This window comes from Marinobacterium sp. xm-g-59, assembly GCF_013283315.1.
GTDB lineage: Bacteria > Pseudomonadota > Gammaproteobacteria > Pseudomonadales > Balneatricaceae > Marinobacterium_E.
The window spans coordinates 210,384-234,395 of record NZ_WBYR01000001.1 but is presented as its reverse complement, the minus strand read 5'-3'; the positions used below and the strand labels follow the sequence as shown (position 1 = coordinate 234,395).

The window sequence follows — 24,012 nt, the reverse complement described above, 5'->3', positions numbered from 1 at the left end:
GTTAATCCTACTCGTACGGTTTAAGTTGTGATTCAAGTTGAGCGAAATGACTTTTGGCTGACTCAAGATCGGTTTTCAGAGCTTCTTGCTCTGTCTCGTCATCACTCTTGCTGATCGCACGTTCAATCTTGGTTATGGCAACCTTCGCCATGGCAACATCAATGCGCAGCTGTTTAAGATCAATTCCTGCGCTCTGGGCCAGTTCAATCAGAGCATTGTCAGCATCAGTATGGGCTTTGCTTGCCTCTTCTAGGCGAGACTTCAACGCTTCGATTTCGCTTTCGTCTTTCTCTTCGGCGGCTTCTGCCTTCTTCAACTTGGTGCGCATGATCGAAACTTGCTGCTTCAGCGCTTTTAGATCCGGTTTAGTCTCTTTCGGTTCGCTCTTAGTTGGCGTTGATTGGACTGCTTCCGTTGTAGAGCTGTTCTGAAGGGCCTGTTCAGCCTCAGTCGCTGCCTGTTTAAGTTTATCGACAGTCGCTTGCAGAGTTTCAACGCCATCCAGACCTTTATCTTGGGCATTTTTGAGGGCGATTTCGGCTTTCTTCAATTTGGTTCTGGCAACGGCCGCAGCTGTTTTCAGTGCCGCTGTGTCATCTTGCGCAGTTTCACTGCTGGACTGTTTCTTACGTTCTGCTTGAGCTTTAGCCGCTTCAGCCGCGCGTGCTTTACGTCGTTCCGCTTTCTCGATTGCCTCGCGTTCTAGGCGAGCGTGTCTCGCTTCGAATCGCTCACGAGCATGGTCAGCTTTGCGTTGTTCAAGTTCCTCTGCACGGATCTCAGATTTGGCAAAACGGTAGAATTGCACCAGAGGAATGCTGCTAGGGCAGACGTAGGCGCAAGCTCCGCACTCTATACAGTCAAACAGGTTATGGTTTTTCGCCTTCTCAAACTCTTTGCCTTTTGCAAACCAGTAGAGCTGCTGCGGAAGCAGTTGTGCAGGGCAGGCCTGTTCACACATTCCACATCGGATACAGGGCTGTGCCGCAGGCGCTTCGGGCATCTCGCTATCGGTCGCCGCGATCAGACAGTTGGTTGTTTTGATGACCGGAATTGAATCGGTTTCTGCGGCAACCCCCATCATTGGACCGCCCATCACCAGACGATGCATGGCGCCCGGTTTTAGATCAGCCGCCGAAAGCAGTTCTGAAAAAGGTGTTCCGATCAGTGTCCAGAAGTTCCCAGGGTGCTCAACTGCCTCACCGGTTACCGTCACAATACGTTGTATTAATGGCTCCCCGTGATTGATCGCGCGATGCAGCGCCTGAGCCGTCCCAACGTTTTGCACCACAATGCCAATGTCAGCCGGTATTTTGCCACTCGGTACTTCTACACCGGTTAAAAGCTGAATCAATTGGCGTTCACCACCGGAAGGGTATTTGGTCGGAACCACGACGAGATCCACATCGATATCAGTTTCAGCGAGCGCCTCATTGAGGGCGCGAATCGCGTTGGGCTTGTTATCCTCTATACCAATTAGGGTATGAGTTGGCTCCAACAGATGCTGAATGATTTTAATACCTTCTAATATTTCAGAGGCGTGCTCACGCATCAGCATATCGTCAGCAGTAATGTAGGGCTCACACTCAGCCGCATTGATAATCAAGGTGGTGACAATGTGATCTGAACCCAAGTTCAATTTCACATCGGTTGGGAAGCCTGCACCACCCATACCTGCAATACCCATTTGGCGAATCTGGTTAACCAGTGCAGAACGCTCTATGCCCTTATAATCAATTGCCTGATGTTCAATCCACTGATCTAGGCCATCTGATTCAATCACAATACATTCAGCGGTTAGACCCGACGCGTGCGGCACGGGTTGTGCTTCGATCGCGGTAACGGTGCCGGAGGTTGGTGCATGCAACGACGCACTAATACGACCTACGGGTTCAGCGATGATTTGTCCTTTAAGTACTTTATCTCCAACAGAGACAACAGGGTCAGCGGCTAGGCCAAGGTGTTGCTGAGTTGGAATGACCAAGCTTTTAGGAATGGGCATGGTCCGCACTGAAGCGCGAGTAGACTGCTTCTTATTTTCTGGCGGGTGAATGCCGCCGTGAAAACTGAATACCTTCACGATGGATTCTCCTCAAAGCGAGGCTGTCTATCCGTCGCAATCAGATTATTGGTTTGAGGTGGTTCTGGCCACTTCCAGTTCAGTGTTGTCGTCGCCACTGGCAACATATCAATACAGTCGACAGGACAGGGCTCAACACAGAGATCACAACCGGTACACTCATCGACAATGACGGTGTGCATCTGTTTTGCTGCACCTAAAATGGCATCGACTGGGCAGGCTTGAATACACTTAGTGCAGCCAATACACTCATCTTCACGAATGTAAGCGACCTTGCGAACATCCTCGACCCCGTGCTCTGCGTCCAAAGGAATAGAGTCTACATTGAGCAACTCTGCTAGTTGGTCAACGGTGGCCTGCCCGCCTGGAGGACACTTATTGATCGCTTCACCTGCTGCGATACCCTCAGCGTAAGGGCGGCAGCCAGGGTGACCACATTGGCCACATTGAGTTTGTGGTAATAGGGCGTCAATTTGATCAACAATCGGGTCACCCTCCACTTTGAAGCGGACGGCTGCGAAGCCAAGAATGACACCAAAGATCAATGCCAGAATGGCGAGAACAAGAATGGCTAGTGCAACGCTACTCATGCGGCCACCTTAGAACTGAACCAGGCCAGCAAAGCCCATGAAGGCGAGTGACATAAGGCCAGCCGTAATCATACCGATGGCTGGACCTTTAAAGGCAACTGGCACCTCAGCAACGGCAATGCGCTCACGCAGCGCCGAGAAAAGAATCAGTGCCAACGAAAAGCCAACTGCAGCACCAAAACCATAACCAATGGATTCGATAAAGTCGTTCTGTTTGCGAATGTTCAACAGTGCTACACCCAATACCGCACAGTTGGTGGTAATCAGTGGCAGGAAGATACCCAGTAGCTTGTAGAGCAGTGGACTGGTTTTATGTACGACCATCTCCGTGAACTGCACAACCACAGCGATCACGAGAATGAAACTGACCGTCTGTAGATAGATCAGATCAAATGGCAGTAGCAGATAGGTGTAGACCAAGTAGCTGCAGACAGAAGAGAGCGTCAGTACGAAGGTGGTCGCGAGCGACATCCCCATGGCGGTCTCTAGCTTGTTGGATACCCCCATGAAGGGGCACAAGCCTAGAAATTGAACCAGTACAAAGTTATTCACCAGTACGGTACTGATTAAAATTAATAGAAACTCAGTCATCGTCTATCGCTATGGCGTTGAAAGCAAAAAGAAGCTTAATAAAAACGGTTTAGAGTGTACCCTAAACCGCCTCTATAACCCAGTATCAACGGTTGTTTCAGGTCAATTAGACGTCGCTAAAGTAACTTTAGTTCAGTCAGTGACTGCAGAATCAAATCTACCTGTTTTTCGGTCGGTAGGGTGATATCGAGATAAACCTCAGCGTTTGCATGCGGTCCAATGACAATATCACTTCCATCCTCGATAGTACTGAGAACAACGAGTCCTGCCTCTTTTAACAGTACTGCATCGTCTAGTCGGCTGCTCACCGCCGGTAGAAGGCCTCTATCGAAGAGACGTTTCTCCAGAGTGAACAGCACCGAATTTGTGACATTCGGTAGTCCAACAATCAGAGCGTTATGGCCTAGGCGACGAGCTCGAAGGCTAGCATCAACCACCGTTTCAGAGTGTATTTCGTTGTTCTCAATCGGCTGCTCAGCGTCAACCATCATGCCCGCGGCAATGGTTCTATTGGTTAAGCGGTCAATAACAACAAAGGATCCGGTCGAACCATTTTCTAGGTAGGGATCCATCTGAATCGCGCGATCGAGTTGCAGACTGACTTCTGCAATCTCATTAAGCGTCAATGAATCTGCAGGCAAGGCCTCTTGGCTATTCACATCCACTTTGAAATGAATATCAGTGACTCGACCAGAGGATTTCGCTGCTGTTGTTTTAATGAGAAGGTTGTTGCCTACCTTAAGGGGAGATTGGTCCATCCAGATCAGTTTGGCTCTAAAGGCGTTAATGGGCTCGACCTCATCATTCGCCAGCACCAGCGTGTCACCTCGTGAGATATCGATTTCATCTTCAAGCGTCAGCGTGACGGCCATCGGAGCGAAAGCACGTTCAAGATTCCCATCCATCGTAACGATCGATTTAACCTTGGATTGCTTATTACTGGGAAGGACTTTGACCTCTTGACCTACCTCTATGGAGCCTGATGCGATGGTTCCTGCATAGCCACGGAAGTTTAAGTTAGGGCGACTGACATACTGTACGGGGTAGCGAAAAGCCTCAGACGTTGCACGTCCAGTATCTACATCCTCTAGCAACTCCATAAGGGTTGGACCTGAGTACCAGGGAGTGTTGATGGATGGATCGACAACATTATCACCCTGCAGTGCAGATATAGGGCAGAAGTGAATATCGGATAAGCCCAGTTTATCGGCCAAAGCGAGATACTCTGCCTGAATCTCGTTAAAACGATTCTGATCGAACTCTACGAGATCCATTTTGTTGATCGCGACGACAATGTGTTTAATACCCAGTAGGGAAACGATGTAGCTGTGGCGACGTGTCTGTGTCTGAACGCCGTATCGGGCATCGACCAGAATAATCGCCAAATCCGCTGTTGATGCGCCGGTCGCCATGTTTCGTGTGTACTGCTCATGACCGGGTGTGTCGGCAATGATGAACTTACGTTTTGCAGTAGAGAAATAACGATAAGCGACATCAATGGTGATGCCTTGTTCACGCTCGGCCTGAAGGCCATCGACCAACAGCGCTAGATCAGGTTGATCGCCGGTTGTGCCAACACGCTTACTCTCTTTATTGATGGCAGCAAGTTGGTCCTCATAGATCATTTTAGAGTCGTGAAGCAGGCGGCCAATCAAAGTGGACTTGCCGTCATCGACGCTGCCACAGGTGATAAAACGGAGCAGCTCTTTATTCTCGTGCTGCTCAAGGTATGCGTTAATATCACTGGCAATAAGGGATGATTGATGACTCATAATATCTATCCTAGAAATATCCTTCGATTTTCTTCTGTTCCATGGACCCTGCACCGTCATGGTCTATAGCGCGGCCCTGCCTTTCAGAGGTGGTAGCCAATAGCATCTCTTGAATGATCTCAGGCAGTGTTGTGGCTGTAGATTCAACGGCGCCCGTTAATGGATAGCAGCCTAGGGTTCTAAAACGGACCGATTTTTGTTCAGGTACTTCACCGTCATTAAGTGGTAAACGCTCATCATCGACCATGATGGTCATGCCATCTCTCTGAACCACTGGACGCGGCTTAGAAAAGTAAAGTGGTACTAAAGAAATATTCTCTAAGTATATGTATTGCCAGATATCTAGCTCTGTCCAGTTCGATAAAGGAAAGACACGAATGCTCTCGCCTTTATTGATCTCAGTGTTGTAGATATTCCACAGCTCTGGCCTCTGGTTTTTTGGATCCCAACGGTGGTTTTGGTCCCTAAATGAGAAGACGCGTTCCTTGGCGCGAGACGCCTCTTCATCACGACGAGCACCCCCAAATGCGGCATCAAACTGATACTTATTTAGAGCCTGCTTAAGGCCTTGAGTCTTCATGATGTCAGTATGTTTTGCGGACCCATGGACAAAGGGGTTGATGTTCATATCGACGCCCTCCTGATTGATATGAACCAACAGCTCCATACCCGCATCTTTTGCCATCTGATCTCTAAACTCGATCATCTCTCGGAATTTCCAAGTGGTATCGACATGAAGCAGTGGAAAAGGAGGATTGCCAGGGTAAAAAGCCTTACGGGCTAAGTGCAGCATGACTGATGAATCTTTACCGATAGAGTAGAGCATAACAGGGTTATTAAACTCAGCAGCCACTTCACGAATGATGTGAATGCTCTCTGCTTCAAGCTGTTTGAGATGGGTCAAACGATCCGAGCTAATAAGATTCATAGCGCCTCCTTAATTTCGAAAACGCATTATGCATACCAATTTATATAACCCAAAAGAATATATAAAAATTAAGATAGCAGTTTTGGTTATATAAAATTTATCATCTATAAATATTAGCTATATAACTGATTCGGATAATATTACGACTAAATATTATTTTGAGTTATATAGAAAGGTATATATATTCCATTTCGTAATTTATATTCTTATCTTTATAACGGAGCAACCACATGGAATTTGGATACTCTTTTGCTGGCCTTTTGGTTGGTTTCGTTATTGGTTTAACCGGTATAGGTGGTGGCGCGTTGATGACGCCTATATTAATTGTCGGTTTTGGTGTGCCTTTAATAGTGGCTGTGAGTACGGATCTTCTATACGCCGCATTTACTAAAGCGGGTGGCATCATTAATTACGCAAAGAGACAGTTGGTCGAGTGGCGTGTAGCGGCACTGCTGTTGTTGGGGAGTTTGCCAAGCTCATTTTTGACGCTGATTCTTCTCAGTCAGGTTGATTCGGTGGCAACTCTCGAATCAACCATCAACTTAACGCTTGGGATCTCTCTGTTACTCACCTCTATTGCAGTCTTCTTTCGTGAGGCAATTCGTCGTTTTTCAGACAAGCAGTCCGATACGACTTTTGCGCAAACACTTGTAAAGTTGCGTCCCTATCTAACGGTGCTATGTGGTCTCTTTTTGGGTGGGTTGGTCACACTTTCATCAGTAGGGGCAGGTGCGCTAGGAACCGCCATGCTGATCTTGCTCTATCCGCGTTTTTCAATGGGTACGATCGTTGGAACGGACTTAGTCCATGCCGTCGTGCTCACGGCTTTCTCAGGGTTTGGTCACATGCAGATGGGTACAGTGGATTTGGAGCTTTTGGCCTACCTATTAGTGGGCTCACTGCCCGGGGTTTGGTTAGGCAGTCGATTAGGGGCGAATCTATCTCCTAAATTGATGCAGCCGATTATCGGCAGTCTGTTAATGGCGATAGGTATCCGTTTCGTTTTAGCGGTTTAAAAGAATATTTCAGTAAAGGGTTAGGGTAGACGATGTATATCTATAACGACGTTGATCAAAAGATCGTTGATGAGCGTGTTGAACAGTATCGCGATCAAACCAAGCGGTACCTAGAAGGGAACTTGAGTGATGACGAGTTTCTAGCACTCCGTCTGATGAATGGTCTCTATATCCAGAGACAGGCACCTATGCTTAGGGTAGCTATTCCCTATGGAACGATGACCTCGACTCAGTTAAGAGCTTTGGCTGCGATCTCTAGAAAATATGACAGAGGCTATGGTCACTTTACGACGCGTACCAATATTCAATTTAACTGGCCAAAACTTGAAGAGGTGCCTGATATTTTGGCGGATCTCGCAAAGGTTCAGCTGCATGCGATCCAGACTTCAGGCAACTGTATTCGAAATACGACCACTGATCACTTTGCTGGCGTTTCCGCAACTGAAATTTCTGATCCTAGACCCTGGTGTGAGCTGATTCGACAGTGGTCGACTCTGCATCCTGAATTTGCCTATCTTCCACGAAAATTCAAGATCGCCATTACCTCAGGGCCAGAAGACCGTGCAGCCACTCAAGTTCATGATGTTGGGTTGCACCTCATTAAGAACGCTCAAGGCGAGCTAGGCTTCGAGGTATTAGTTGGCGGTGGTTTAGGGCGCACACCGAAAATAGGTAAGGTGATTCGTCAGTTCTTACCCGCTAATGAGGTGATCTCGTACTTGGAGGCAATCCTAAGGGTTTATAACTTAAAGGGGCGTCGTGATAACAAGTACAAAGCTCGAATTAAGATATTAGTTGATGCGCTGGGTGCTGATGCGTTTCGTGATCTTGTCGAAGAGGAGTGGCAGCATCTCAAAGGGAGTGATTTGCAAATTACTCAAGAGGAGATTGAACGGGTCAGTGACTTCTTCACGCCACATGACTACAACGCTCAAGCGGCTGCTGACACGACATTGGATCACTATCTAGAGACCCATTCAGAGTTTAAACACTGGTATCAGAGAAATACGCATCAGCACAAAGTGCCTGGCTATCGTGCAGTGACCGTCTCCCTTAAGCCGCAGTTAGGGGCGCCGGGTGATATCACAGCTTTGCAGATGGATCTGGTAGCAGAGTTGGCGGATCGTTTCTCCTTTGGACAGATTCGCTCAACGCATCATCAAAATCTTCTATTGGCCGATGTTGATCAGAGAAACTTGTACTCCGTTTGGGTAGCGCTCAGTGATGCAAATTTAGCTCGTGCCAATATCGGCACGCTAACCGATATGATTGTCTGTCCTGGGTTTGATTTCTGTTCTTTGGCCAATGCAAAAACCCTGAACATTGCTCAGCAGATTAATGATGCGTTTGATGATGTTGATTATCTGCATGATCTTGGAGATATACGCCTCAATATGTCGGGATGTATTAATGCCTGTGCCCATCACCATGTGGGCCATATCGGTATCCTAGGCGTCGATAAGAAGGGCGAGGATTGGTATCAAATTACACTGGGTGGATCGAGCGAAGCCGATGCATCACTGGGTAAAGTGCTGGGACGCGCTGTCGCTGCTGATGAGGTGGCCGATACGTTAAAACGTCTTCTAGAAACCTATGTGGAACTACGAAAGGGTGATGAGCTGTTTATCGATTGCGTGCGCCGACTAGGCGTTGAGCCATTTAAGGAGAGAATCTATGCCGTTGCTTAAGTATAAAACCTTAGTCAGTGATGACCCTTGGGTTTTTCAGGAAGAGTTATCAGACGTTACAGAGTCATCCATCGTTGTACCATTTACTCAGCTTATTGAACACGTGACGATTGCACAACCTCAGGAACGATTGGGCGTCAGACTCAGCAGTGAGGAGTCACTGGATGATCTGATTCCACGTTTAAATCAGGTATCGCTGGTTGAAATCTATTTTGAAGCGCTACGCGACGGTAGAGGCTTCAGTTTTGCTCGCCTGTTACGTCGTGAAGGTTTCCAGGGTGAGATACGTGCCAGCGGTGAGGTGAGCCGTGATCGACTGGATTATCTCTATCGGTGTGGCTTTGACTCAGTGCTGTTGCAGGCTCCGATCGATGCTGAACAAGCCCAAACAGCCTATCAAGAAATTTCCGTGCACTATCAGGCTGATGCGCGAAACGACCAACCCATCTATAGGCAGACATTATGAGCTTAGATATTAAAAAGGCTAATCAACAACTCGCCGGTGCAACCCCTCAAGCGATTGTCGAGTGGGCACTAGAGCAGGGTGATAACCCGATTATTACGACCAATTTTCGTCCCTATGAGTCGGTCATTCTGCATCTAGTGACCTCCATTAAACCGGATATTAAAGTGCTTTGGGTTGACTCAGGTTACAACACCTCGGCGACCTACCGCTTCGCCGAAAAGCTAATCCAAGACCTAAATCTGAATGTGATTACCTATGTGCCAGCACAAACAGCAGCGCATCGTAATGTGGTCATGGGTGGCATCCCTGACGTGGATAGCCCACTGCATGAAACCTTTACACAGCAGGTCAAAATCGAGCCATTTCAGCGGGCTCTTACTGATCTGAAGCCGGACGTCTGGTTTAACGCCATTCGAAAAGATCAGACTGAGTTTAGACAGTCACTGGACGTCTTAAGCCAATCAAAAGATGGTGTGCTGAAGGTGGCGCCACTGTTTGAGCTGACAGAGGCTCAACTTGAGTCCTATCTGCTAGAACACAATTTGCCGAATGAGCATGACTATTTTGATCCAACTAAAGCGCTAGAGACCCGTGAGTGCGGGCTTCATACGCAACTGTAGAGCCACTCTTATGGAATATTTACCGCTCTTTTTTGATCTTAAAAACCGACCTGTTCTACTGGTAGGTGGCGGCGACGTGGCTTTGCGTAAAGCACGGCTATTAACACGTGCTGGCGCGCTCATTCATCTTATAGCACCAGAGGTGTGTGAAGAGGTGAAAATGCTGGTTGAGCAGAAGGGTGGTCAGGTTGAGCTAGGTAAGTATCGTAAATCTCTACTGCAAGGCAGAGTCTTGGTCGTCGCCGCGACCGATTATCAGTCGCTCAATGAGTCGATCTCTTTTGACGCGCGTTCTGCTAATGTTCCGGTCAACGTTGTAGACAGTCCTGCACTCTGTACGTTTATCTTTCCGGCTATTGTCGATCGATCCCCAATCGTTGTCGGTATCTCTTCGGCGGGTAAAGCACCGGTCTTAGCGAGAAATCTTCGAGCACGACTGGAGACTCTCATCCCTCAAGGCTATGCCGACTTAGGTGCATTGGTGGGACGGTTTAGACAGCAGGTGAAACAGAAATTTTCCACCGTTGATGGTCGTCGCCTATTTTGGGAGAAGATACTGTCAGGCCCTGTCGCCGAAAAGGTATTTGCAGAACAGCAAGATGAGGCTGAGCAGTTACTTAGGTCAGCGATTGAAGCGGCCGAAGATAAAGCACCAATGGGTGAAGTCTATCTGGTCGGCGCAGGGCCAGGGGATCCTGAACTACTGACCTTTAAAGCACTGCGTTTGATGCAGCAGGCCGATGTGGTGTTGTATGACGCCTTGGTCTCACCGGAGGTGGTGGATCTTTGTCGTCGAGATGCCGATTTAATCTTTGTGGGTAAACGCCGTGATCAACATACCTTGCCACAAGAGGGGATTAACGAGCTGCTAGTCAAACATGCGAAACAGGGTAAGCGAGTGGTCCGCCTAAAAGGGGGGGATCCGTTCATCTTCGGCCGTGGCGGTGAAGAGCTTCAAACCTTGTCAGAGCAGGGAGTGCCTTTTCAGGTAGTGCCAGGCATTACAGCGGCCAGTGCCTGCAGTAGTTACTCGGGTATTCCTTTAACTCACCGCGATTTTGCTCAATCCGTTCGATTTGTAACCGGGCAGTTAAAGAGCCGACAAGCAGAATTAGATTTCTCAGATCTATTAGCTACGAATGAGACGCTGGTCTTCTATATGGGATTGCACACTTTGCCAGAAATCTCTGCGGGATTGATGGGTGCGGGTCGTTCAGCCTCTACACCGGTCGCCATTGTCTCTCGTGGTACCTGTAAGGATCAAAGAGTGTTAACCGGTACACTATCGACAATATCCGATCTACAAGAGAGTGCCCAACTTCCCGCGCCATCCATCATCATCGTCGGCGAGGTGGTTAAGCTTCACTCAGAACTGGCCTGGTTTGGTGAGGTTCATCAAGAGGCTAATCATGCTTTAGAGCAGGTACAGCAACTTTCCGCTTAATAGTTTGTAGGTTGGCATGGCTTTTGCTTAACCCACAGTAGATAGGCATCAAAGTTAATGATGCTCGAAACTGTTTAGGTTAGGTGTTGGATTATTCATGCTGAACTATTGTTTTTATTTATGCGTCGCGTTTTGCAAATATTTTGCAAAAGCTAAATCCCAGTTGTTGTTCTCTCTACTGATCTCAATCCCATTAACAGCGACTTCGGCGTCCCATAAGCCAGTGGATCCTAATCGGATAATGATTCTGTTTACTGGCCACGAACAGATCCCTTTTCAGCAAGAGGTTTTTCAGGGATTTATTGATGAGCAGTATCAGCTGCTGTTTGATCAATCTGAGTTATTCAAAAAAGAGGTTTACATCCACCGATTGGATGCTTTCAGAAGTGAGCCGGATTACCTTCGTCACAATATCGATTCCCTTTATAAAAATTACCCTAAACTACCCGCGACGATCATCGCCGAAGGCAATTTTGCCCTGCGAGTCGCTCAGGGTCTCTCCAGTAAGCAACCCAATGCAATTGACGTTGTTAGTGTTAACACCAACATGTCTGCACTTCCCGGTTTTTCGAAAGGGGAGCTGTTTGATCTAGAGAAAACGCTGGATTCAATCCCAAGGCTATTTCCAAACATCAAAGAGTTGGTTGTTCTTGCCCCAGCCTCACGTAGAGTAGAGGTTGAAGATCTATGGGATTTTAACTTTGCTGATCAGTTTGATTTAACCCTACTTGATGAGTCGTTAAGTTTTGATGAGACCCTATCCAGATTAAAACAGCTTCCTGCAGATCGAGTCATTTTATGGGTAGGGCGTGGTGCTGGTTCGGTCTCGGATGATGGATTGCCGGTACAGCTAATTAAACCGATCGTTGATCTTGATGTAGCCCCTTTGATATCGATGCAGAGTTCAAGCCTTAAGGCCGGTGGTTTAGGTGGCTATATGACCCTTTCTAAAGAGCTGGGTCAAAAGATAGCACTATTGGCTTATGGTCAATCTGAAGGTTATGAACCACCTAAAAAGCGCTTCATTCTAGATTACAACGAGCTAGAGCGTTGGCAGGCTGATACGTCCAATCTTAAGGGGCCAGTCACAATCATCAATGAGCCTCTCTCTATATTTACCGAGAGACACGTTCAGACATACATCGGCTTACTCTTATTGATTGTTGCACTGTTGTCAGCTCTGTTTGCCTGGTGGATTTGGCATCAGTTAACCGTTCGAAATCGTCAGCTATCCAAGATAGAGGCTCTAGACAGACAACTCCATTTAGCATTAACCACCTCTAAATTAGCGCTAATAGAGGAGAACGTTAATCATCAGACGGCTCATTGGATAATTGAACCCCCTAATGAGAATGTTGCTCCATTGGTCGGTAAGGCTAGATTAAATGCTACTGAGCCTAGATATCGCAATCAAATTACAGAAGCGCTTACTCAAATAGGATCGGTCGTTGAGTACCCGCTCTTCATAGAGGCGTTGAATAGAACTAAATGGGTTAGAAATTCGACGATTGCGGAGCACACCAATGCAAAGGGTGAACTGATTCGAATTCAGCTGTCACAGGATGTAACGGATATTAAAGAGAAGGAGCTGGCACTTGCAGAGTCGGTCTAACGGACTGAAAAAGTACTGCAGCAGCTTAACGATGTTTCTGAATATGGTGATATAGGACTCTTTCACAGTGACTTGATTAACGGTGTCGTAACGGCGAATGATGTCTTTAGATCCCTTTATGATCTCCCTAAAGATCAGTATCCAACAATTACTCAAGAGGATATCAACACACGTATCGCTGCGGATAGTGGAGAGGATCAGCTTAAAAATCGACTCCACAATTGGCAATCAAATAATTTTCAAAAGATTCAGAGAGAGTTGTTACTCCCCTCTGGTGAGAGGCGTTACCTTGAGTTGAATGCTCGTCCTGAAGTGAAAGAGGGTGTATTGCAGGGGTTTAGCGGCGCAGTCATCAATCGTACAGATGATGTTCTGCTAAGACATCAACTTGAGGTTACGCTTACTGAGCGCAGTCAGGCTGTTAAGCGGTTAGAAGAGACGCTGCAAAAACAGAAACAGATGTTTGCTGTTATTGGTCATGAACTTCGAACACCGGCTGCGGCACTGAATATGATGTTGGAAGCGGACAATGCGGCGATTACAGAGTCACTTGGTGATATTCGCTCTACCAGTCAGCATCTGCTAGCGGTATTGGATGATTTACGATCGGTGGTTGAACCAGAACTGATTCAAGAGAGAGAGCTCTCTAATGCTCGTCCTATAGAGATAGTAGAGCGATCACTGACACCACTTAAAACGATGCTCGATAATCAACAGATTCGATGCTCGGTTAAATCGAATGATATGGCAGGTCATCAATTCAATCTCGATCAGCGGGGTATTCGACAGGTTTTAACCAACTTGGTTAAGAATGCCGTTGTGCACGGGCAAGGAGGTATGGTTCAAGTTCAGGTCGAAGTAATTACTCCTTCATCAGCCGATGAGGGGGCTATGCATCAGCTTCGTATCTCTGTTGAAGATGATGGTCGTGGTATTCCTACCTCTCAGTATGAGTCGATTTTTGAACCCTTTGAAAGAGGCGATACAGATGCGGATGGAACCGGATTAGGGCTCTCAATCTGTCGTGAGATCATTCAAGCGAATGGCGGAACTCTGAATGTAAAAGAGAGTGAGGCGCTAGGAGGTGCTTGCTTCACAATCAATATGCCGGTTGAGCCTAAGCAGTCAGCAACCCCGGATGAGACAGCATCGATGGTTTCACTCGAGGGATTGAGTGTTTTGATGGCAGAAGACAATTTGATGCTCAGAAAGCTTAGTGAAAACTTACTGCAAAAATTGGGGGCTAACCCTGTTCTTGTGGAAAATGGCCAACTGGCTCTAGATCTGTTTAATGAACAGAAATGGGATCTGATCATAACGGATATCTTTATGCCGGAGATGAACGGTTATGAGTTGGTCGAAGCGATTCGTGCGACAGGAAGTGATGTGAAGGTGTTAGGAGTAACCGCCGCAACGGTCGGTAACGAACGAGATCTGTTGTTAAAGGCTGGCGCTGATGTCGTTATGGGTAAACCGATCACCTCTGAATCTTTGCAAAACGCTCTGTTGCAGTTACAGCTAAGGGTGTGATTATATCTAGGCTCTAATCTTTATTGAGTGCGTTTGGCTTGTCTCACTGGTTTGTTTACGTCGTTCGTTGTTCCGATAAAACCCTCTATACAGGGGTAACCACGGATCCCACTAGACGACTCCGTCAACACAATGGTGAACTGGTTGGGGGCGCTAAATACACACGAGCTAGACGACCTGTGGAGCTTATCTGGCATGAGCAACATGCAGATCGTTCAAGTGCCACGCAGCGCGAATACGCAATTAAGCGGATGACTTTACAGCAAAAAACTCAATTAATAGGGTCGTGTCAGTTAGGATGATCTTAGCTAACTGAATGGAATTTTTTTCAGTTGAACTCCAGACCCATGGGTCTAAACTGAATAGTGAAAAGTCTGAAGCTGATATTCAGCGGTTGGCTTACCTGGCCCGGGTTTGAAGGGTATTACGAGTCGAAATATTGCTTTCGGCTAAGCGGGCGGCAACTCACTGTTTAGAAGTTATGGTTAACAGTAGGAGTGTCGCCCGTTTTCATTATGCGTTAGACGAAATAGCTACCTAAAAGATAACTGCTCAGGTAACCGACTAAAAACGCAATCGATAGATAGACGACGTAGCGTGCATAGCTTCCGAAATTTAGGATATCCACTTTAGACATTGCAACGATGCCGGCTGCTGACCCAATTGCCAACAGCGACCCCCCAACACCCACAGAATAGGTTAAGGATAACCACTCGGCTTTAGACATCTCTACTCCAGACTTGAGCAGTGCCGCTGTCAAAGGTACGTTATCGACAAAGGCTGAGAAGACACCCATCGCAAAGTTTGCAACGGTGATGGGTAGGACCTGATAGATGCCTACTAAACTGTCTAGTGTTCCAATCTCTTTGAGCATCCCCACCAATAGCAAAATACCCAAAAAGAACATCAATGTATCGAACTCGATGCGTCTAACGTAGTCCAACAGGTTTTCACGAGTGTCCTCTTCGTAGAGAAAACGGCCCAGCAGAAACATGGTGGATAGTCCAAAAAGGAAGGTCAAAACCGGTGGGATGCCCGCAACAATATTGAGAATAATGGTCGAAATAATGGTTGCTAGAAATATAACTGCAATGACTTTACCGACCTTGTCGTCCTTGCGAGGGGTAGGGGTAATAATCACCTGACCTACCAAGGGTCTAGAGAGCATGGCCGCTAACAGCATGGTGCTTACGAAGGCTGGTACTGAAAGTAGCAGTAGGTCAGTAATCTCTACCTTGCCGGCTAGAAATACCATTAATGTGGTCACATCGCCGGTAATCAGGGATACACCACCAGAGTTGACTGCAAATACAACAAGCACAGAGAGTCTAAGGGTTTTACGTCTCTCTAAACCTAGCGATAGTACCAAGGCAATGGAGACCAGGGTGGCTGTGATGTTGTCACAAAGACTTGAAAAGACAAAGGAGAAGATGCCGACCAGAAAGATGAGTTTGCGTTCACTGATTTGACTGGGTAGTAGCCGATATATAAGCGTCTCAATCAGTCCTTGATGGTTTAAAAAGGCGACAAAAGTCATCGCGGACATTAAAAATAGCCAAAGCCCTGCGATATCTAAAAGGTTTTCATTGAGCATACCTCTGAGTTGCTCAGGCGTAACACCTTGTTCAGGAAACAGGAAGATCAATATCCAAGAGAGCGTGCCTAGAAACAGAGTCGATTTCGCTTTGTTTAGATGAATCACCTCTTCAAACACAATGGCTAACAGTGCAATCAGAGCAAAAGCGATGAGAGTGTAGTGGAGCATAGATAATCCTTATCTGATATTGGCAAAGCTGTGCCTCTAAAGGATCGTCAGTTTACTACTTTAGTTGGATTTGATTATTAATAAATCAACGTATTAGGTGGGTTTTTAAGACTGGTTTTGCATAAGCTTATAGTTGGGTAGAGGAGGATACTCAGCCCCTTGGGCTGAGTATCGGATACCGTTAGGCTTTTTCTGCGCGTGGTTTGCGATTGCCTTTAGGTTTGCTGTTGCGGTCGCGCGGTGGTCCTTTACGACGCGTTGGTTTACCTGACATCTCATCCTGCCATGGGCGAATCGACAACTGCTTGCCGCAGACACGAGCATCGGCAATTTTCTTCAATTGTGCATGCTTAAGATCATTTGGAAGATCAATCGTTGAGAAGTTCTCGCTGATGCTGATACGTCCAATCAGATCACTGCTGATATTCGCTTCGTTTGCGATCGCACCGACGATGTTGCCTGGTTTAACACCTTGTTGGTGGCCAACGCCGATCCAGTAACGGGTCTTACCTTCGTCTGCACCAGAGTCACGACGAGGTTTACGATCACCTCTTTCACCGCGCTCGCCACGATCAGAGCGTTCACGACGTGGGCGCTCTTTAAAGCTGGGCTCCTTCTCATCAAGATAGAAGGGCTTATCTTTATAGATAAGCTGAAGCGCAGCAGCGGCTAGGGCAGAGGCTGTAATACCGCTCTCTGTCACGAGTTCCGTAATCAAGTTATGGAAGTCAGCCGTCTGTGGTTTATCAATCGCATTAACAAGACGCTCTTTTAGGCGCTGTGAACGCAATTGGTTCAGAGCTTTAGCATCGGGAAGTTCCAGTGTTTCAAGTGTTGAACGTGTGTGGCGTTCAATCGACTTAAGCAAACGGCGCTCACGATGAGTCACAAAAAGAACCGCATCACCTTGACGACCTGCACGTCCTGTACGACCAATTCGGTGTACGTAAGACTCAACATCGTAAGGGATATCGAAGTTAATAACGTGGCTAATACGCTCAACATCAAGACCGCGTGCTACGACATCGGTCGCCACGACAACATCAAGTTTGCCAGACTTTAGACGGCCCACAACGCGTTCACGTTGTGCTTGCTGAATGTCACCGTGCAGTGCAGCAGCATAGAAGCCTGCCTGAATAAGCTGTTCTGATAGCTCTTCAGTTGCTGTCTTAGTTCTAACAAAGATCAGTGCTGCGTCGTGCTCATGCATCTCGAGTAGGCGAGTTAACGCTTGGAACTTAGAGAGCCCGCGAACTTCCCAAACGCGCTGGCGAATGGTGCTGGCTGTCTCAGTCTTGCTTTGAATCTTTACGTGCACAGGTTTTTGTAGGTAACGCTCAGTGATCGTTTTGATTTCACGTGGCATCGTCGCCGAGAAGAGTGCGATCTGACGAGTAGGTGGTGTGTGCTCAAGCACCCACTCTACATCGTCAATAAAGCCCATGCGTAACATCTCATCCGCCTCATCCAGTACCAAACACTTGAGTTTGTCTAGGCTAAGAGTACCGCGACGAACATGGTCCATGACACGGCCTGGTGTACCAATAATGACATGCACACCCTTACGTAGAGAGCGAAGTTGTGTGTCGTAACCCTGTCCACCATAGATTGATAGTGTACGCAGACCAGGGATGTACTTAGAGTACTTTTCACAGGCTTCAGCTACCTGGATGGCGAGTTCGCGAGTTGGAGCAAGTACCAATACCTGTGGGTGGATCTTGCTAGTATCGACGTTCTGTAGAAGTGGCAGAGCGAAGGCGGCTGTTTTACCAGTACCCGTTTGCGCTTGCCCTAGAATATCACGGCCATCAAGAAGGGCTGGAATAGCGCCGGCTTGGATAGGAGAGGGTGTTTCATAGCCTACGTCAGAGAGTGCTTCGAGAATAGGCGTGCTTAAGCCAAGATCACTAAATGTGATCGGCTGATCAGTATCAGACATCAGATTTCCTGCTTTTAGGGGATCCCGTTACCCGCGGCCCATAAGTCAAAAGCAGGTGGAGGATCGTTGAAAGAGGCGCAAATTATACAGACTTTAGGCTAATAAGCCAGCTGTTTATTTTTTAATCAACAAAAAGGCCCGCCATGAAAGCGGGCCTGAACATTATGAGCTAGGCATCTCTAGCCCTTTAGAGACAAAGTCAAAGGACTTCATTCGCTCAATATAAGCGGCCACGTTGGGGTATTGATCAGGTTCTATTTTTTGAAATTCAAAGCGATTCGCCCATGGAAAGATTGCAAAGTCAGCAATCGACAGTTGATCACAAACAAAGTCGCGACCTTCCAGTTGTTTATCCAGAACACCCCAAAGACGATGAGCCTCTTTGCAGTAGCGATCAACCGCGTAGGGGATAGGTTCCGGTGCAAATTTATTGAAGTGGTGTGCCTGTCCAAGCATAGGTCCAAATCCACCCATCTGCCACATTAGCCACTGCATCACTTGCCAGTAGGCTTTAGGTTCTGTGGGCATAAACTGGCCACTTTTCTCGGCGAGATAGAGCAGGATGGCACCGGTTTCAAATAGGGAGATAGCCTCGCCATTAGGACCATCATGATCAACGATGGCGGGTATCTTGTTGTTGGGACTGATGGCTAGAAATTCAGGTTTGAATTGTTCATCGTTAAGAATATCGACTCTATGGAGTTGATATTCGAAACCACAGGCTTCAAGCATGATTCGGATTTTATGGCCGTTTGGTGTGCCCCAGGTGTAGAAATCGATCATCTGATTAGCCTCGTGTGAAGTGTTGGTAAATTTTAATCAGCTCCTCTTCACTATAACTAACAATCACCAACTGTTGACCGGGTTTAATCAGATCTGGATCCTGTCCCAGCATCCCCTGTTGGTAGTTGTAAATGTAGATGTCGTTCACCTTAGAGTAGAGGAACTCGCCTAAGAAAGAGGAGCGCTGATTCTCAAGCACTTCGTCAGCAAGTTCTGGAATCTCTGCGATGAGCGTTTGTCCGTTCTCACCACTGAGCTTGATCCCTTCACGGAAGGTGTTGGTCAGGCCGCGCTGCAATATGCCCCAGAGCCCTTGCATGTCGTTGGGGGTTACCGCATGAATGTAGAAGACACTGCCGGCAGCGATGTCAGGATTAGATAGAAGCTCTTTAAGACGAATTTTGTCTCCGGGTGACAGTGTTTTGGTATTGATAACATTGTCTTCAGCGATGAGTTTCATCATCTGATCAGGCTTCACCGATTCAGTGCTGACGAGTGGCTGCTTAACAACCAGAGTTGAGGTTTGTACACCCTGGGTTTGAGCCTCATCAGTTGCCTCCATAGCTGTCTGAATGGTCTCTACTTGAGCAGCCTCACTCTTCATGTTGGGTAGTTCTAGCAGTTGATCACCGGTAACAAAGTTATTCGCTTGTTTAATATCGAGCGCTTCATCTTTGGTCTCTTCAGTCAGTGTTTTAATGACCTTTTTAGCCGCTTTTTCAGTCTCTGCAACGGTCTGTTGTGAGGGGGTGCTTTGTGGTTGCACACTTTCGCCGGTTTGGGAGTCAGTGGTTATTTCCGGTTTGTTCAGGAAAAGGTAAGTCGATACTGCAATGATAATCAGAATAAGAGCGATAATGACGCGTTGCATAGTGGTGTGTCCTTAACAGGCGACTGATTCGAATCAGGGTTGTTATTCGTTATTACAGCAACAATAATCACTTTATTGACCGGTTTAAAGTCTTTCTGCCGGTTTTGAGGTAATGAGTGTGTCTGATCAAGAGATTACAAACGATTTCACATCGTTAATGCTAGGTGAAGGGGTTAAACCGATTAAGGCAGAGGCTAAGGTCTCTGCGCGCGAGCATTTAAGACGTGGTGATATGCAGGCTCTTGAACAGCGTCGACGCGAGGCTGAAGGGGTTGATGAGCGCTTTCGATTTACTGACAGTCAACTGCTGAACCCTTTGGATCCTGTCGAGTGGAAACGCGATGGCGTTCAAGAGGGGGTCTATCGCAATCTTCGTTTGGGTAAATACACTGTCGATGCGCGCCTTGATTTGATTAACAGAACGCTCTCTGAAGCCTGTGAAGAGGTGCCTAATTTTGTAAAGGAGTGTTACCGATTGGGTCTGCGCACAGTCATGATTACCCATGGACGTGGCAAGCATCTGCAGGCACCTCAAAACAGGATGAAAAGTGCACTGACACTCTGGCTGCCAAACATTGATGAGGTGTTAGCCTTTCATAGCTGTCAGCCCCAGCATGGTGGACTAGCAGCGATCTATCTGTTGTTACGTAAGAATGAAGAGCAGCGCCTCGCCAATCTAGAGCGTCATCGATAGTGGCCATCAACGATCGAAAACTGGTTTGGCTTCAGTGTGAGTCAGAAGCAGAGGCACGTCAGGCGATCAATCAGCTCAAGGGTCAACTCTCTCTCAACTCTATGAAGGGGTTGTTAGTCGGTCAGTCGCAAGAGGGTTTTAGTTCGATTAGAGCCGATCGATTAGCGACAGAGCTTGGTCAATCCATTGACTACCTAATCTTCAATGCTTTTGACGGCTTCACACCTAATGCTCTGGCCCAGGGGGCGGGCCTTGTTCGGGCTCCTGGTGTGCTGATTTTGATCACCCCTAAAGCGTCTGTTTGGCCCAATTATGCTGATCCGTTTTTACAAGCCTTGGTGCAGTCTGAAAGCTATTTTTCAAACTACATACAATTATTAATCAATGGTTTAAATCATAGTAGTAATATTATTTGTGATATTGACGCCGTCGAGCTTAATAGTACAACTAGCACTCAATTATCTGAATCAATAGCCCTAACTGCTGACCAACAGGCTGTGGTGAATAACCTGCTCGATGACTGGTCTCAATCGACCTCTACTAGAGTCATTACAGCAGACAGAGGGCGAGGCAAATCCTCAGCTTTGGGCTATGCGTTAAAGCAGTCTGGTTGGGAGTCCAATCAAGTGATTGTGACGGCACCGGATAAGCGCGCCGTTTACTCTCTCTATCAGCAGAGCGATGAGTTTCAGCCGCGTTTCCTCCATCCTGCAGAAGCCTTACAGGAGCTGCGTACCAACCCCGGTATACGAATGTTGGTGATTGATGAAGCCGCCGCGATTGCAACGCCTCTGCTTGATCAGCTGGTTGAAAGTGCCAATCATCTAGCTGTCTCGACAACGGTTAATGGCTATGAAGGATTTGGGCGTGGTTTCTCTCTTCGTTTTCTACAACGTTTGGGTCTACAACGAGAGGGTGTTAACTACTCCCAGCTGACAGAGCCGGTTCGATGGTCTCAAGGGGATCAGCTTGAAGAGACGATCAATGAACTGCTGTTTCTGACCGAAGACGAGGCTTTTAATGCGTTTTTAGGCTTTGATGACGGTGTGTATGGATTAGAACTTGATGGCCTTGTGAGCCATCCTGATCGATTACAGGCGATCTATCAGCTTCTACACCTAGCTCACTACCGAACCTCACCCAACGACCTTCGAGTTCTGCTCGACTCCCCAGGGCAATCTATTTTCGCTTCAGTGCAGGGCGGAGTGTTGGTTGGTGTTGCGTGGATTTCAGCGGAGGGTGAACTATCCGCTGAGCTCTCTGAGGCGATCGCTCAGGGTGTTCGACGGCCTAATGGCAATCTACTTCCGCAAACACTCATATTCTCTGAGGGTGTTGTCACGCTGGGTATTAAACGCTTCTGGCGAATCGCACGTATTGCGGTCGCGCCAGATTTCAGAAGATCAGGGATTGCCGCGGCTATGCTCCGTTTTATTGAAGCGAAAGCGATTGCGTCCCAGATCGACTTCATGGGGGCTAGCTTTGCTGGATACGAAGAGGTGTGGCAGTTTTGGAAAGCTTCTGGCTACAGAGCGATTCGTATGGGTGATCGTATCGATCCGGTGGCGGGTGAGCCCGCTTTGCTGGTTATGAAAGCGTTAAACGACTCCGCTACAGACGATATTCAGTTTATATGCGAGCAGGCGGTTTCTCGTTATCAATTTGAGATTGAGAGAGGGTTGAGGTCGGCAATGCCAGTCGGTTTTGAGTCTTTACCTAAACCGCTTGAGCAGAGAACTTTATCGTCTCATCAGATTGAGTCTCTAAAGCGCTTTGCTCAGGGCAGTGCGCCACTCACACTAGTAAGACCTTGGATTGAGTTGTTAGATAAGGGGTTTGCGCATAACGAGGTTGATCACCTTGAGCTTAAACCGAACAAGCATCAACTCAAGGCTTTACGAAATAGGGTGTCCCAGTTCATCGACTAGGGTCACTTTATCCCCAAGAGAGACCTTTCCAGGCTTTACCAAGCTAATATTTTGGCCAAAGTTGATCTCCCCATTGGGTCCAGAGTGAATTGCCTGCAGTGTGCGGAGCGGTTCCTGATGGCTATCTTTCAATCCAGTGATGGGGTCGCGTGTGACTAAAACACAGCGTTCGCATGGCTTGCGACGTTCAAATATGGCCTCTCCGATTTGAAACCGACTCCAGCTATCTTCAATCCAGGGTATTGAACTGTCGATGACAAGGTTAGGTCTAAATCGAGCCATTTCAAACAGCCCGCCTGATGCATGGTTAAGAGCATCCAGTGAGGCGGTATTGGTCAGTAGAATAGGGTAACCATCACTGAGTATTGGGCCCCACTCATAGCGCTTTTCTGCAAGTTCTGTTGCCTGACTGTCGTTAAACACTAGGCAGACTTTGCGTTCGAACAGGGAATCCAGCGCCCTGTTATTGAGCCTGATTCGTTGTACTGAGGTAACCCGACTCCAAACAGTGACGCTGAGTCTCTCTGTTGAGCTGAAATCACCCTTCGCAATCGTCTTGTTTTTGAAGAGGATAGAGAGAGTCTGACCGTCTGACTCGAGGTTCAGATCCAGCAGAATCGGATCTTTTCTAGCTGTTATAAACCGCCCATCCTCTTCCGCTAGCATGAAACGACGGTCACCAACGATCCCTTTAGTTTCAATATTCGCTTGCTTTAAATGAACGGCCTGACCCGACTTGATCGGGTAGCGGATGATGTCGACGAGTTTCATCTCTGGTTACTCCTTTAGAAGCGTCTCTTTGGCCGAGTTAATGCGAGAGGCAAGCCAATCACTGCCACCGCGATCAGGGTGGGCTTTTTGCATCAATCGCTTATGCGCAGCAAGGATCTCCTCTTTGGATGCTCCCTCTTTAAGACCCAATATTTCATAGGCCTCCTGTTTGCTTGGGTTTCCGGAGGGTTTAGGGCTGTTCTTTTGTTGCTGGCGTCGAGCCCTTAGAAAAGGGAGTAGGCGCAGCAACCAGGGAAACGCACTTTTAACAAAGGGAAGTAGGCCGGCAATCAGAGCGCCTAGCCAGTGCATCCTGCCGGTAATGGCTAAAAAGAGCATCACCAGCGCTAGGGTGATGAGTCCGGCTTGAAGCCAAGCTCTGCGTCGATGCTCTTTGGGTTTAGATCTCACCCAGCCTAGTATCAGCAGAATCAGTATAACGACAGCAATAAAAGAGATTGGATTCACAAGGTCTTGTCTCTGTACTTATATTGGGTTTGAAGATTCGGCATAAATGCTTGGTCCGAATGAGTATAGCCACCGTAACCTGAAAAGTAGATTTAAGGAAGCCATATGAAAGTAACTATCGAGCAGCTCAATCGTGAGCGTCCGGTTATATCTGAATTGCGATTGAAGTCCTTTGAATGTGAACACTATCTGGTTCAATTAACGACTGAGACTGGGCAATCAACCCTGGTTGACGACACTGGGCGCCCTCAGGTGTTTCGATCTCAGCTAGCGGCCAAGATTCCGTTCAAAGGATTAAGGGTTGAAAGGGCGGTGCTAGAGCATCAATCCTATTATGACGAAATGATTGGGTTGCAGGGCGACAAGGTTGAACCTCTGCTGGTTGATATCAGCCTTCCTGATAATGATTACTCATAAAAAAAACGGCACCCGAGGGTGCCGTTTTAGTATCAACTC

General features: G+C 47.5%; 22 protein-coding genes. 11 read left to right on the top strand and 11 right to left on the bottom strand.

From position 1 onward, the window contains the following. Positions 1-7 precede the first annotated feature (7 nt). The 5 genes from rsxC to cysD all read right to left on the bottom strand — a co-directional run bounded on the left by rsxC (position 8) and on the right by cysD (position 5,961). Entirely contained in the window at positions 8-2,080 is a 2,073-nt protein-coding gene (rsxC, locus tag XMG59_RS01085) for an electron transport complex subunit RsxC (RefSeq protein ID WP_371743707.1), read from the bottom strand. Continuing rightward, positions 2,077-2,670 (bottom strand): electron transport complex subunit RsxB, encoded by a 594-nt coding sequence (rsxB, locus tag XMG59_RS01080; RefSeq protein WP_173498073.1) that lies wholly within the window; start codon positions 2,668-2,670, stop codon positions 2,077-2,079. The genes rsxC and rsxB overlap by 4 nt, the downstream gene beginning before the upstream one ends. 9 nt (positions 2,671-2,679) lie before the next feature. After that, the gene (gene rsxA, locus XMG59_RS01075; protein ID WP_173480853.1) at positions 2,680-3,261 is read right to left on the bottom strand and encodes an electron transport complex subunit RsxA; all 582 of its coding nucleotides are present in this window, start codon (positions 3,259-3,261) and stop codon (positions 2,680-2,682) included. A 116-nt stretch (positions 3,262-3,377) separates the two neighbouring features. Then, positions 3,378-5,033, bottom strand: a complete 1,656-nt coding sequence (gene cysN / locus XMG59_RS01070; protein WP_173480854.1) for a sulfate adenylyltransferase subunit CysN — start codon at positions 5,031-5,033, stop codon at positions 3,378-3,380. 10 nt (positions 5,034-5,043) lie between these two features. Continuing rightward, positions 5,044-5,961 carry a sulfate adenylyltransferase subunit CysD gene (gene cysD, locus XMG59_RS01065; protein WP_173480855.1) on the bottom strand — a complete coding sequence of 306 codons (918 nt, stop codon included), beginning with the start codon at positions 5,959-5,961 and terminating at the stop codon, positions 5,044-5,046. A 230-nt stretch (positions 5,962-6,191) separates the two neighbouring features. On the opposite strand from cysD, the gene XMG59_RS01060 reads away from it, so the two are divergent. The 8 genes from XMG59_RS01060 to XMG59_RS01025 all read left to right on the top strand — a co-directional run bounded on the left by XMG59_RS01060 (position 6,192) and on the right by XMG59_RS01025 (position 14,639). Then, on the top strand, positions 6,192-6,977 hold the full coding sequence (locus XMG59_RS01060; protein ID WP_173480856.1) for a sulfite exporter TauE/SafE family protein: 786 nt from the start codon (positions 6,192-6,194) through the stop codon (positions 6,975-6,977). A gap of 32 nt (positions 6,978-7,009) precedes the next feature. After that, positions 7,010-8,665, top strand: a complete 1,656-nt coding sequence (locus XMG59_RS01055; RefSeq protein WP_173480857.1) for a nitrite/sulfite reductase — start codon at positions 7,010-7,012, stop codon at positions 8,663-8,665. Next, entirely contained in the window at positions 8,652-9,131 is a 480-nt protein-coding gene (locus tag XMG59_RS01050) for a DUF934 domain-containing protein (RefSeq protein ID WP_173480858.1), read from the top strand. Before XMG59_RS01055 ends, XMG59_RS01050 begins: the two co-directional genes overlap by 14 nt. After that, positions 9,128-9,751 (top strand): phosphoadenosine phosphosulfate reductase family protein, encoded by a 624-nt coding sequence (locus XMG59_RS01045; RefSeq protein WP_173480859.1) that lies wholly within the window; start codon positions 9,128-9,130, stop codon positions 9,749-9,751. The genes XMG59_RS01050 and XMG59_RS01045 overlap by 4 nt, the downstream gene beginning before the upstream one ends. 10 nt (positions 9,752-9,761) lie before the next feature. Beyond that, a complete protein-coding gene (gene cysG, locus XMG59_RS01040) occupies positions 9,762-11,195 on the top strand; it encodes a siroheme synthase CysG (RefSeq protein ID WP_173480860.1) in 1,434 nt (477 codons plus the stop codon). A 241-nt stretch (positions 11,196-11,436) separates the two neighbouring features. Next, the gene (locus XMG59_RS01035) at positions 11,437-12,807 is read left to right on the top strand and encodes a hypothetical protein (protein WP_173480861.1); all 1,371 of its coding nucleotides are present in this window, start codon (positions 11,437-11,439) and stop codon (positions 12,805-12,807) included. A gap of 72 nt (positions 12,808-12,879) precedes the next feature. Further along, positions 12,880-14,337: a hybrid sensor histidine kinase/response regulator gene (locus XMG59_RS01030; protein ID WP_173480862.1), complete on the top strand. Its 1,458-nt coding sequence runs from the start codon at positions 12,880-12,882 to the stop codon at positions 14,335-14,337. A 23-nt stretch (positions 14,338-14,360) separates the two neighbouring features. Further along, positions 14,361-14,639 (top strand): GIY-YIG nuclease family protein, encoded by a 279-nt coding sequence (locus XMG59_RS01025; RefSeq protein WP_371743706.1) that lies wholly within the window; start codon positions 14,361-14,363, stop codon positions 14,637-14,639. Positions 14,640-14,857: 218 nt separating this feature from the next. Here the strand turns inward: XMG59_RS01025 and nhaD are convergent, their stop codons facing one another. The 4 genes from nhaD to XMG59_RS01005 form a co-directional block, all read right to left on the bottom strand. After that, entirely contained in the window at positions 14,858-16,102 is a 1,245-nt protein-coding gene (nhaD, locus tag XMG59_RS01020; RefSeq protein ID WP_173498072.1) for a sodium:proton antiporter NhaD, read from the bottom strand. Positions 16,103-16,283: 181 nt separating this feature from the next. Then, the gene (locus tag XMG59_RS01015) at positions 16,284-18,041 is read right to left on the bottom strand and encodes a DEAD/DEAH box helicase (RefSeq protein WP_173498071.1); all 1,758 of its coding nucleotides are present in this window, start codon (positions 18,039-18,041) and stop codon (positions 16,284-16,286) included. A 162-nt stretch (positions 18,042-18,203) separates the two neighbouring features. Further along, the gene (locus XMG59_RS01010; RefSeq protein ID WP_173498070.1) at positions 18,204-18,824 is read right to left on the bottom strand and encodes a glutathione S-transferase family protein; all 621 of its coding nucleotides are present in this window, start codon (positions 18,822-18,824) and stop codon (positions 18,204-18,206) included. Between the two features lie 4 nt (positions 18,825-18,828). Continuing rightward, positions 18,829-19,695, bottom strand: coding sequence for a hypothetical protein (locus tag XMG59_RS01005; RefSeq protein ID WP_173498069.1), 867 nt, complete (start codon positions 19,693-19,695; stop codon positions 18,829-18,831). A 118-nt stretch (positions 19,696-19,813) separates the two neighbouring features. Here XMG59_RS01005 and smrA point away from each other — a divergent pair, with 118 nt between their 5' ends. Continuing rightward, complete coding sequence (gene smrA / locus XMG59_RS01000; RefSeq protein WP_217363655.1) at positions 19,814-20,389, top strand: DNA endonuclease SmrA; 576 nt, start codon at positions 19,814-19,816, stop codon at positions 20,387-20,389. After that, complete coding sequence (locus XMG59_RS00995) at positions 20,389-22,317, top strand: GNAT family N-acetyltransferase (protein WP_173498067.1); 1,929 nt, start codon at positions 20,389-20,391, stop codon at positions 22,315-22,317. Before smrA ends, XMG59_RS00995 begins: the two co-directional genes overlap by 1 nt. On the opposite strand, the gene XMG59_RS00990 is transcribed toward XMG59_RS00995, so the two are convergent. Together XMG59_RS00990 and XMG59_RS00985 are read right to left on the bottom strand one after the other, a co-directional pair. Next, the gene (locus XMG59_RS00990) at positions 22,285-23,088 is read right to left on the bottom strand and encodes an MOSC domain-containing protein (protein WP_173498066.1); all 804 of its coding nucleotides are present in this window, start codon (positions 23,086-23,088) and stop codon (positions 22,285-22,287) included. The two genes, XMG59_RS00995 and XMG59_RS00990, sit on opposite strands and share 33 nt — an antisense overlap. 6 nt (positions 23,089-23,094) lie before the next feature. Next, a complete protein-coding gene (locus tag XMG59_RS00985) occupies positions 23,095-23,556 on the bottom strand; it encodes a DnaJ domain-containing protein (RefSeq protein ID WP_173498065.1) in 462 nt (153 codons plus the stop codon). A 105-nt stretch (positions 23,557-23,661) separates the two neighbouring features. Here XMG59_RS00985 and XMG59_RS00980 point away from each other — a divergent pair, with 105 nt between their 5' ends. After that, entirely contained in the window at positions 23,662-23,973 is a 312-nt protein-coding gene (locus XMG59_RS00980) for a DUF6482 family protein (RefSeq protein ID WP_173480871.1), read from the top strand. The last annotated feature ends 39 nt before the right edge of the window (positions 23,974-24,012 follow it).

Bases quoted from the DNA above. Each gene is read 5' to 3' on its own strand.
- XMG59_RS00990 (WP_173498066.1), bottom strand. From the start codon at position 23,088: ATGAAACTCGTCGACATCATCCGCTACCCGATCAAGTCGGGTCAGGCC.
- XMG59_RS01055 (WP_173480857.1), top strand. From the start codon at position 7,010: ATGTATATCTATAACGACGTTGATCAAAAGATCGTTGATGAGCGTGTT.
- XMG59_RS01060 (WP_173480856.1), top strand. From the start codon at position 6,192: ATGGAATTTGGATACTCTTTTGCTGGCCTTTTGGTTGGTTTCGTTATT.
- nhaD (WP_173498072.1), bottom strand. From the start codon at position 16,102: ATGCTCCACTACACTCTCATCGCTTTTGCTCTGATTGCACTGTTAGCC.
- cysN (WP_173480854.1), bottom strand. From the start codon at position 5,033: ATGAGTCATCAATCATCCCTTATTGCCAGTGATATTAACGCATACCTT.
- cysD (WP_173480855.1), bottom strand. From the start codon at position 5,961: ATGAATCTTATTAGCTCGGATCGTTTGACCCATCTCAAACAGCTTGAA.
- rsxB (WP_173498073.1), bottom strand. From the start codon at position 2,670: ATGAGTAGCGTTGCACTAGCCATTCTTGTTCTCGCCATTCTGGCATTG.
- XMG59_RS01035 (WP_173480861.1), top strand. From the start codon at position 11,437: ATGATTCTGTTTACTGGCCACGAACAGATCCCTTTTCAGCAAGAGGTT.
- cysG (WP_173480860.1), top strand. From the start codon at position 9,762: ATGGAATATTTACCGCTCTTTTTTGATCTTAAAAACCGACCTGTTCTA.
- XMG59_RS01045 (WP_173480859.1), top strand. From the start codon at position 9,128: ATGAGCTTAGATATTAAAAAGGCTAATCAACAACTCGCCGGTGCAACC.
- rsxA (WP_173480853.1), bottom strand. From the start codon at position 3,261: ATGACTGAGTTTCTATTAATTTTAATCAGTACCGTACTGGTGAATAAC.
- XMG59_RS00980 (WP_173480871.1), top strand. From the start codon at position 23,662: ATGAAAGTAACTATCGAGCAGCTCAATCGTGAGCGTCCGGTTATATCT.
- XMG59_RS01010 (WP_173498070.1), bottom strand. From the start codon at position 18,824: ATGATCGATTTCTACACCTGGGGCACACCAAACGGCCATAAAATCCGA.
- XMG59_RS01015 (WP_173498071.1), bottom strand. From the start codon at position 18,041: ATGTCTGATACTGATCAGCCGATCACATTTAGTGATCTTGGCTTAAGC.
- XMG59_RS01005 (WP_173498069.1), bottom strand. From the start codon at position 19,695: ATGCAACGCGTCATTATCGCTCTTATTCTGATTATCATTGCAGTATCG.
- XMG59_RS01050 (WP_173480858.1), top strand. From the start codon at position 8,652: ATGCCGTTGCTTAAGTATAAAACCTTAGTCAGTGATGACCCTTGGGTT.